The organism is Nocardioides sp. (assembly GCF_025964975.1).
Taxonomy (GTDB): Bacteria; Actinomycetota; Actinomycetes; order Propionibacteriales; family Nocardioidaceae; genus Nocardioides.
On record NZ_JAOPXV010000114.1, the window covers coordinates 1 to 9492 of the forward strand.

The 9492-nt window shown below is 69.4% G+C and carries 8 protein-coding genes; 6 read left to right on the forward strand and 2 right to left on the reverse strand.

Features of this window, described 5'->3' with window-relative positions; all coding sequences use genetic code 11:
• The first annotated feature begins 411 nt into the window (after nucleotides 1-411).
• From JWN68_RS08145 to mraY, 3 genes are all read left to right on the forward strand, one after another.
• Nucleotides 412-786, forward strand: coding sequence for a hypothetical protein (locus JWN68_RS08145; RefSeq protein WP_297737330.1), 375 nt, complete (start codon nucleotides 412-414; stop codon nucleotides 784-786).
• Nucleotides 765-1721, forward strand: a complete 957-nt coding sequence (locus tag JWN68_RS08150) for a PP2C family protein-serine/threonine phosphatase (RefSeq protein WP_297737333.1) — start codon at nucleotides 765-767, stop codon at nucleotides 1719-1721. Before JWN68_RS08145 ends, JWN68_RS08150 begins: the two co-directional genes overlap by 22 nt.
• Nucleotides 1722-1808: 87 nt before the next feature.
• A complete protein-coding gene (mraY, locus tag JWN68_RS08155; protein ID WP_297737336.1) occupies nucleotides 1809-2894 on the forward strand; it encodes a phospho-N-acetylmuramoyl-pentapeptide-transferase in 1086 nt (361 codons plus the stop codon).
• 60 nt (nucleotides 2895-2954) lie between these two features.
• Here the strand turns inward: mraY and JWN68_RS08160 are convergent, their stop codons facing one another.
• Nucleotides 2955-4637: an ATP-binding protein gene (locus tag JWN68_RS08160; RefSeq protein ID WP_297737339.1), complete on the reverse strand. Its 1683-nt coding sequence runs from the start codon at nucleotides 4635-4637 to the stop codon at nucleotides 2955-2957.
• Between the two features lie 141 nt (nucleotides 4638-4778).
• A complete protein-coding gene (locus tag JWN68_RS08165) occupies nucleotides 4779-5369 on the reverse strand; it encodes a TetR/AcrR family transcriptional regulator (RefSeq protein WP_297737342.1) in 591 nt (196 codons plus the stop codon).
• Between the two features lie 138 nt (nucleotides 5370-5507).
• On the opposite strand from JWN68_RS08165, the gene speB reads away from it, so the two are divergent.
• From speB to JWN68_RS08180, 3 genes are read left to right on the forward strand one after another with little or no spacing between them, the layout of a single operon-like run.
• Entirely contained in the window at nucleotides 5508-6563 is a 1056-nt protein-coding gene (gene speB, locus JWN68_RS08170) for an agmatinase (protein WP_297737345.1), read from the forward strand.
• On the forward strand, nucleotides 6550-7905 hold the full coding sequence (locus JWN68_RS08175; protein ID WP_297737348.1) for an NAD(P)/FAD-dependent oxidoreductase: 1356 nt from the start codon (nucleotides 6550-6552) through the stop codon (nucleotides 7903-7905). Before speB ends, JWN68_RS08175 begins: the two co-directional genes overlap by 14 nt.
• 55 nt (nucleotides 7906-7960) lie before the next feature.
• The gene (locus tag JWN68_RS08180) at nucleotides 7961-9304 is read left to right on the forward strand and encodes an NAD-dependent succinate-semialdehyde dehydrogenase (protein WP_297737351.1); all 1344 of its coding nucleotides are present in this window, start codon (nucleotides 7961-7963) and stop codon (nucleotides 9302-9304) included.
• Nucleotides 9305-9492: the final 188 nt, after the last annotated feature.

Sequence of the window (9492 nt, forward strand, 5' to 3'; positions counted from 1 at the left end):
AACCGGTCTCGGCGGTGTCGGTGCGGATCCAGTAGGACAGGTTGGTCGTCTGGCGGGGGCGGGGTGGTGCAGGTGGCCTCACCCGATGGGCCAATGTCGAGTGGATGTCGCACTCCGGCGAGACGTACATCGACACGTTTCCCGCTGACAGGGTGCGCCCGGGCGAGGCCAGGAGCGCGCCCTCAGTGCCGGCTCCGCGAGGTCCCGCTCTCGGAACGCTAGTCCGGACGAAGAGGCGAGCGACCGACGGAGTTCGCGCCGACCACCCTTTGAGCTGGCGTGCCTCGACATCGCGGGTTTGGTGGTGAAGGGTGCGACCTGGCACCAGGAGAACTCTCGGAACACCGGGTGCGGCGCGACCCGTCACCCGTTCCCGGATCTCAGCATCCGCCAACTTGAGGCTGCCTCTCCGTGACCGCTCACCCCCGGCCACCGCTGACGACGACGGAACCTCCGCTGGACCTGTGGCGGATCCTTGCTGCCGCGGACGCCGCTTCACCTGTGGACGCTGTCGAGGTGGTGGCGGCCGAGCTGGGGGAGGCGTTCGGCGCTGAGGCAGTCTCCTTCATGATCGCCGACATGGGCGGGCGGGCCCTGGTTCGGCTGGCACATGTCACGTCCGCGACCAGCGCCGCGGGTGTGCGCCGCGACGAGGGGGAGTCCGCGACCACCATCCCCTACGACGGTGGTCCGGCAGAGCAGACGCTCCGGACGCAGACCGTTCAGGTGCTACGCCCGGGGGACGTCCACGGCACCCCGGGCCGATGGAGGTGCTCGCACCGGTGACCGAGCGCGGTGACGTCATGGGCCTGCTCGAGATGACCCTGGCAGACGAACCCAGCGCCGAAGTCCTGTCGACCGTGGCTCGGGTGGGACACCTGCTGTCCTACGCCGTCAGCGCCCACCGCCGTCACACCGACTTGTTCGACTGGGCGGAACGAAGCCGTCCCTTCACGCTGTCGGCTGAGATCCAGCACCGCCTCCTTCCGTTGTCCCGAACGTGTGAAGCGGCCGCGTTCACGCTCGTCGGCTGGCTGGAGCCGGCTGTCAGCATCGGTGGCGACACCTTCGACTACAGCCTGGCCCGCGACGTCCTGCACCTGTCCCTGACGGACGCGATGGGCCATGGCGTCGCCTCGGCCCTCACCGCCACCGTCGGCCTCGCCAGCCTGCGCGGGAGCCGACGGGTGGGAGCTCACTTGATCGACTCAGTGCAGGACGCGAACACAGCGCTGTGTCGCCACGCGCCCCGTTCAGGCGCGGACGACTTTGCCACCGGGATCGTCGGTCGGGTCGACCTCACGACCGGGATCCTCGAGGTCGTCAACGCGGGGCACGTCGTGCCGTACCTCGTTCGGTCAGGACGCGTCTCGGAGCTCGACCTGCCGGCCGATCTTCGGTTGGGGATGTTCGAGGAGACGGAATACAGCAGCACCCAGGTTGCCCTCGTCCCAGGTGACCGGCTGGTGTTCGTCACCGATGGGATGACCGAGCGGCACGGCTCTGCGGTCGACCTCCCGGCAATCCTCGAGCGGACGCAACCGTCCCACCCGCGCGAGGCAGTACGCCACATGGCCGACAAGGCCCTCGAGGCCGCAGGACACCAGCTGGCCGACGACGCGACGATCCTGTGCCTTGACTGGTACGGCGACCACGGTGCCCCCGGTCGCTCAGCAGTCGCCGGTGCCGATCCTGGACTCGCCAGCGAGCCCCTCGGCTGATCGGGACGGACATGCACCACAATGTGCGCGGGCCGGAGCAGTGCCCACGGTGATCGTCCGACCGAGGGCTGAGAGAGGTTCCCCCACATGCGCGCAATCCTGCTCAGCAGCGGGCTGGCGGTGATCTTCTCCCTGCTGGGGACCCGACTCGCGATCGGGTGGTTCACGACCCACGGGTTCGGCCAACCGATCCGCGACGACGGCCCGACGACCCACCACGTCAAGCGGGGCACCCCCACCATGGGCGGGTTGGTGATCCTGTTCAGTGCGACTGCGGCGTACCTCGCAGCGACGTTGTTGACGGGAGGGCGGCCCAGCGCCAGCGCCTGGCTTCTTGCGCTCCTGTTCTTCGGTTGCGGAGCCATCGGGTTCCTCGACGACTTCATCAAGGTCTACCAGCAGCACAACGCGGGGCTCAGCAGCCGAGGCAAGATCATCGGACAGACCACCGTGGCGCTCGCTTTCGGCATCTTGGCCACCCGGCTCTTCGCCGACGAGCGAGGCATCAGGCCTGCCTCGCAGTACATCTCCACGACGCACGACTGGGGGATCAAGCTGCCCCTGGTCGTGGTCCTGCTGGTGATTTGGTTCATCGTCACCGCGACGTCCAATGCCACCAACCTCACCGACGGCGCCGACGGCCTGCTCGCCGGTACCTCGGCCATGGTGTTCACCGCCTACATCATCGTGAACGTCTGGCAGAGCAACCAGCTGTGCGGGTCGTCGAGGCCAACCGTCGTCGAGTCCCAGTGCTACCAGGTCCGCGACCCCCTCGACCTGGCGGTCTTCGCGGCCGCCATCGCTGCCGCGTGCATCGGCTTCCTGTGGTGGAACGCCAAGCCCGCCCAGATCATCATGGGTGATGTCGGTTCTCTCGCCATCGGGGGAGCCCTGGCCGGACTGGCGATCATGTCTCGCACCGAGCTCCTGATGGTCGTCATCGCCGGACTGTTCGTGTTCGAGACGGTGTGTGTGCTGCTCCAGATGAGCTACTTCAAACTCACCAGGCGGATCACCGGCACCGGGCGTCGCATCTTCCGGATCGCTCCTATCCACCACCACTTCGAGCACCTGGGCTGGGACGAGGTGACCGTGGTCATCCGCTTCTGGATCATCGCGGGCCTGTGCGTCGCGGCCGGACTCGGGCTCTTCTACGCCGACTGGCTCAGCTGAGCGGCCCTCTGGGGTGTTGTAAGCAGGCAGTGCTCGTCGCCCGGTGACGTCCGCAGACCTCTATACCGTCAACGAGACGGGCATCCGGATGCGGACGGTCGTCCCGACATCGCGCAGCGAGGTCACGTCTATCTCGGCGCCGTGTGCCTCGACGATGCCACGGACGACGGCCAGGCCGAGCCCGGCTCCGGGCGTGGCCAGGGCCTGCGCCTCGCGGGTGCGGAAGAAGGGGTCGAACAGCTCCAGGTGCTCGTCCTCGCGGATCCCGACGCCGGTGTCGGCGACCTCGAACACGACGTCGTCGTCCTCGCGGACGATCGAGAACGTGATCGAGCCCCCGTCCGGGGTGAACTTCACCGAGTTGCTCAGCAGGTGGCGGATGGCGCGCTCGAGCTGGGCGACGTCGCCGTACACGCTCGGGAGGTCGTCGGCGACGATCAGGTCGGCCTGGAGCCGGCGGCCACGGAGAAGCGGCTGGAGCGACTTCCACGCTCGAATGCCCGGCGCTGTGGCGTCGAGGACCGAGCGCTCCAGGGCGGCAGGACCCTGGGCCTCGAGGCTCGAGAGGTTCAGGAGGTCCTCCACCAGGTGGAGCAGCCGCTTGCCGTTGCTGTCCACCCGGTCCAGCAGCCGCTCCTGATCGGAGGTGAGGTCACCGGCGGCACCGTCGGTGAGCAGCTCGGTGAAACCGAGGATGCTCGTCACCGGGGTGCGCAGCTCGTGGCTGGCAGTGGCGATGAAGTCGTGCCGTGCGCGGTCGAGCTCGAGGAGGCGGTCGACGGCGTCGGCCTGCTTGCCGATGACGTCGTGGAGTGCAGCCTCGGTCTGGTGGTGGGCGGTCACGTCGTTGCCGACCAGGACATATCCGTCGTTCTCGCCGCGGGCGTCGTGCAGCATCGTGAGACGGATGGACAGGATCCGCTGGGAGCCGAGATCGTTCTCGACGATCCACTCTCCCGAGCCGATCTGCTCGAGCGGAGCCCCCGGGTTCACGTCACCGTCGGCGGCGTCATCGGTCTCCGCGGGCAAGGCAGGCACCGCAGGCACCGCGTGCCGGAAGAGCTTGGGAAGGTGGTGGAGCTTCCAGGTGCCGACGAGCTCGGCAGAAGTGGCTCCGAGCATGGCTTCGGCGGCCTGGTTGACGACTGTGACGGTGCCGTCCCGGTCTGCGGCGATGAAGCCGGTGTGGGCGGCACCGTCGATGGCCTGGGCGAGACGTGCTCGGGCCCTCTCCACGTCGCGGTTGCGGAGCCGTAGGGCGAGATCGGTCTCGACGGATGCCGCCAGGTCGTGGAGCGTCGCGATCTGCTCGGGCGTCCACCTGACTACGCGGCGCTGCACCACGCACAGCGAACCCAGGACCACACCGTCCGGGTCGTGCAACGGCACTCCCGCATAGGCCAGCACACCGAACTGCTGCACCGATGGGCTGATGCTCAGGACGGGATGCTCGCGGACGTCCTCCACGATCAGGGGCGCGTCGTTGATCACGACGTACTGGCAGAACGAGTGCGACAGCGGCATGTGTCGCGGGGTGTCGACCTCGTCAGGCAGACCGAAGGCACCGGGATAGACCTGGTGACCGTCCGCGACCAGGGACACTGTCGAGACCGGAGCGCCGAGAAAGCTCGCTGCCAAGCGGGTCAAGCGATCCAGCGACGGGTCTTTCCGTACGTCCAGCAGGCCGGTCTCGACCAGTCGGCGCAGCCGTCGGGGGTCGCTGATCCGGCCTTCGGTGTCCACGAAGGACAAAGGCTGATCCGAGTCCCCGGCCACAGTCCACCCCCTCGCGAGTGTTTACTACGTAAAGTGGACCACGGATGTGCCGCTGCCGGGGGCGAAGTGGCGATTTCCGCGCAAACCCGTCTCGGGCCTGCAGCCGCCTCAGACGTGGCGCTCGAGGGTGGCTCTGGTGTGCTCGACGACCGCCTCGCGGAGCATCGTGCCGCCCCCGTTGACGATCGAGATGGCGAAGCCGTCCCACATCGCGCGCAGACGATCCGAAAGTGCGTCGGCGTCGGTGATGCCCGGGAGCCACGCCCGCAGGAGGGCCACCAGGTCGCGGTGCCAGCCGGCGTCGAGCTCGCCCTGGGCCGAGGCGAGCTCGGGGTCGTACGGCGCACGCGCCCACAGCTCCAGCCAGAGCAACCAGCGGGGGTCCCGGTCGTCCAGTGGGAGGTAGACCTCCGCGAAGGCGAGGACCGCCGCGAGGCTGCCTTCACCCGCGGCCGCCTGCTCCACCAGCGGCGCACGCTGCACGGCGTACTGCTGCTCGCTCCAGCGGAGGGTCTCCAGCAGGAGACCGTCACGAGTGCCGAAGTAGTAGAGGAGATGACCGCCGCTGGTGCCCAGTCGTGCTGCGAGCGACGCCATGGTGACCGTCCCGAGCCCCTGCTCGCCGATCATCGCCAGCGCTGCCTCGAGCACCTGTTCCCGCGGGCGGTCCATACGTCGGTTGGTTCGTGCGCGCGCCATCGATCCCCCTCTCGCTGGGTGTCGTGCCGAAAGATCTCAGACGGGGGTTGACTGTAGCCGTCATCTGAGCCACTTTGGCTATTGTTTGTACGGCGTTCAAACGCGCGTACTGAGCGAACCCACGAGGAGACCCGAGACATGGCACGCTATGGCGCCCAGTACGGACCGGACATCACGTTCCTCGGCGTCGACCGTTGCGACTGGACCGACCCCTCGACGTACGAGGGTGCCGACGTCGTCATCCTGGGAGCACCGTTCGACGGTGGCACCTCGCACCGCTCGGGCACCCGCTTCGGCCCGCAGTTCATCCGGCAGACCTGCTACCTCGGTCATGGCGGCTCGCGGCCCTCGCTGGCGATGCGCGTCGACCCGCTGCAGGACCTGAAGGTGCTGGACGCGGGCGACGTCGAGATGTTCTCCGGCGACGCGGAGCGGTCGGTGTGTGACCTGCAGGAGGCGGTGTACGCCGTGACCAGCGGCGGCGCGATCCCTCTCGTCCTTGGCGGCGACCACACCATCGCCTGGCCCGACGCAGCTGGCGTCGCGCAGCACTACGGTGCCGGCCGGGTCTCGATGATCCACGTCGACGCGCACGCCGACACCGGCGACATCGAGTTCGGCTCCCTCATCGGTCACGGCCAGCCGATGCGCCGGCTGATCGAGTCGGGTGCGCTGCGCGGCGACCGGTTCCTCCAGGTCGGCCTCCGGGGCTACTGGCCCGGACCGGAGACGCTGGACTGGATGGCCGAGCAAGGCATGCGCTCCTACGAGATGACCGAGATCGTGCACCGAGGGCTGCGCGAGTGCCTGGACGAGGCGTCGGTCATCGCAACCGACGAGTGCGACGGCGTGTTCCTGTCCATCGACATCGACGTCTGCGACCCCGGGCACGCACCCGGGACGGGTACGCCCGAACCGGGCGGGCTCACGGCCCGCGAGCTGCTCGACTCCGTGCGACGCCTGGCCTACGAGCTGCCCGTGGTCGGCATCGACGTCGTCGAGGTCTCGCCGCCGTACGACCATGCCGAGATCACCTCGTTCCTCGCCAACCGGGTCGTGCTGGAGGCGTTGTCGGGCATCGCTCGCCGTCGACGCGACCATGGGGACGGCACCACCTGGGACCCGTCCCTTCCGCTCCTGGCGGGCCGGCCGACGGCCTCGGACGCCGGAAAGAGGGCCGATGAGCACCCATGACGTGATCGTGATCGGCGCCGGGGCGACCGGTCTTACGGCCGCCTGGCGGCTGCACCGGGCGGGCTTCGACGTCCTGGTCCTCGAGGCGCGCAACCGCGTGGGCGGGCGGCTCCGCACCGACGAGGTCACGACCACGGGCGAGCCCGCGCTCTTCGAGGTGGGCGGTCAATGGGTGTCCCCGGACCAGGACGCGCTGCTGGAACTGCTAGAGGAGCTGGGGCTCGCTACCTTCCAGCGCCACCGCGACGGCGACTCGGTCTACGTGGCCCCCGACGGTGAGCGTCGCCGGTTCGACCGCGATCTGCCTGTCCCGGAGACCACCCGGGCAGCGATCGGCCGGCTGACCGAGGACCTCGACGCGCTGTCGGCCGACATGGACCCCGAGCGTCCCTGGGCGTTGTCCGGGGCCCGGGACCTCGACCAGATCTCGTTCCGGGCGTGGCTGGAGCAGCGGTGCGACGACCCGGAAGCCCGCGACATCATCGCGCTCTACGTCGGCCCGGCGATGCTCACCAAGCCGGCGCACTCGTTCTCGGCGCTCCAGGCCGTCCTCATGGCGGCCAGCGCCGGTGGCTTCAGCCACCTCGTCGACGCCGACTTCATCCTCGACCGGCGCGTCGTCGGCGGCTTGCAGTCCGTCCCCCTCGAGCTCGCCCGCCGCCTCGGTGACCGGGTGCTTCTGTCGCAGGACGTGTCCCGGGTGGACTGGACCGAGGACGGCGCCACCGTGCACGTCGGGGACCAGCGCCATCACGCCCGCCGGGCGCTCGTGGCCGTGCCGCCCACGGTCGTGGAGCGGATCCGGTTCGCCCCCGAGCTTCCCAGCGAGCAGCGGCGGGCGCGCGAGCACCAGTCGTTCGGCCTCGTTCTCAAGGTGCAGGCGATGTATGCCGACCCGTTCTGGCGCGACGAGGGTCTGAGCGGGACCGGCTTCGGTCCCCATCTCGACATGCACGAGGTCTACGACAACACGCCCCAGGGAGAGTCCCGGGGCGTGCTCGTCGGGTTCGTCTCCGATCTCAAGGCAGACCGGCTCGTACGACTCGACGCCGACGAGCGCCGCGCCCGGGTCCTCGATTCGATGGCGTCGTTCTTCGGCGAGCGCGCCCGCCACCCGCAGGCCTACCTCGAGAGCGACTGGCACGACCAGGAGCTGACGGGCGGCGCCTACGGCAGCAGCTTCGACCTGGGCAGCCTCACCCGCTACGGGCCAGTGCTGCGCGACGCGGTGGGCCCGCTCTCGTTCGGCAGCAGCGACGTCGCAGGCCTCGGCTTCCAGCACGTGGACGGTGCCGTCCGCGTCGGTGGCGAGCTCGCGGATGCAGTGCTGAGATCGACCTGACGACCCATTCATCATCGACACCACCTGAGCACCTGACAGATCGGAAGGACCTGCGATGACCGAGTACGCCGTGCTGAACCCCGCCACCGGAGAGCTCGTGGAGAGCTACCCGACTGCCACCGACGCCGAGGTGGCCGCTGCCGTGCAGAGCGCGGGTGCCGCCTACGACACGTGGGGACGCACCTCGACGGTGGCCCAGCGCACGGCCCTGCTCACGCGGGTCGCCGAGCTGCACCGCGAGCGCAGCGACGAGCTGTCCGCGGCCATGGTCGAGGAGATGGGCAAGCCCCTCCGCGACGCCGAGGGCGAGGTCGACTTCGCCGCCAGCATCTACGACTACTACGCCGCCAACGCCGAGCAGTTCCTCGCCGACGAGGAGCTGACCCTGTCGGAGGGCGAGGGGACAGCCATCATCCGGCGTGCCCCGGTAGGCGTGCTCCTGGGCATCATGCCGTGGAACTTCCCTGCCTATCAGGTGGCCAGGTTCGCTGCGCCCAACCTCGCGACCGGCAACACCATCGTGCTCAAGCACGCGCCGCAGTGCCCCCGCTCGGCTGCGCTCCTGCAGCAGCTCTTCCTGGACGCGGGCTTCCCCGAGGGCGCGTACGTCAACGTCTACGCGGCCAACGAGCAGGTGGAGTCGATCATCGCCGACCCCCGCGTCCAAGGGGTCTCCCTGACGGGCTCGGAGCGTGCCGGGGCGGCGGTCGCCGAGATCGCCGGCCGCCACCTCAAGAAGGTCGTGCTCGAGCTCGGCGGCTCCGACCCGTTCCTGGTCCTGGGCGGCGCCGACCTCGGACCCGTCGTGGAGGCGGCGGTGGCTGCGCGCATGGAGAACACCGGCCAGGCCTGCAACGCCGGCAAGCGCTTCATCGTGGTCGACGACGTCTACGAGGCCTTCGTCGCCCGCTTCACCGACGCCCTTCTCGAGGCGTCACCGGGCTCGCCCCTCTCGTCCTCAGCAGCCGCCGACAACCTCTCGGGCCAGGTGGACTCGGCCCTCGCCGGTGGTGCGACGCTGGCGTCGGCAGGGGGGCGCAGCGGCGCGTTCTTCCCGACCGGTGTCCTCACCGGCGTCGGGAGCGACAACCCGGCCTACCACCAGGAGCTCTTCGGCCCGGTCGCGATGGTGTTCCGCGCGGCCGACGAGGACGACGCCGTCCGGCTGGCCAACGACACGCCGTACGGCCTGGGTTCCTACGTCTTCACCGACGATCCCGAGCAGGCACAGCGGGTGGCCGACCGGATCGACGCGGGCATGGTCTTCGTCAACGGCGTCGGGCTCGATGCTGCGGAGCTGCCGTTCGGCGGGGTGAAGCGCTCCGGCTTCGGACGCGAGCTCGGCCGCTTCGGCATGGAGGAGTTCGTCAACAAGAAGCTCATCCGCACCGCACGCTGACTCGCCGCACCACCGACCGCACGAGGAGAAGGACCATCCCATGACCGATCTGTCCGCCGACGCCGACAACGGCGTCGACCAGCACCGGCTGCTCGTCACCGAGCTCCCCGGCCCCCGGTCGCGCGACCTGATGGAGCGCAAGCTCGCGGCTGTTGCCGCAGGTGTCGGCACCACGATGCCGGTGTTCG

Bases quoted from the DNA above. Each gene is read 5' to 3' on its own strand.
- JWN68_RS08150 (WP_297737333.1), top strand. From the start codon at position 765: ATGGAGGTGCTCGCACCGGTGACCGAGCGCGGTGACGTCATGGGCCTG.
- speB (WP_297737345.1), top strand. From the start codon at position 5,508: ATGGCACGCTATGGCGCCCAGTACGGACCGGACATCACGTTCCTCGGC.
- JWN68_RS08180 (WP_297737351.1), top strand. From the start codon at position 7,961: ATGACCGAGTACGCCGTGCTGAACCCCGCCACCGGAGAGCTCGTGGAG.
- mraY (WP_297737336.1), top strand. From the start codon at position 1,809: ATGCGCGCAATCCTGCTCAGCAGCGGGCTGGCGGTGATCTTCTCCCTG.
- JWN68_RS08175 (WP_297737348.1), top strand. From the start codon at position 6,550: ATGAGCACCCATGACGTGATCGTGATCGGCGCCGGGGCGACCGGTCTT.
- JWN68_RS08165 (WP_297737342.1), bottom strand. From the start codon at position 5,369: ATGGCGCGCGCACGAACCAACCGACGTATGGACCGCCCGCGGGAACAG.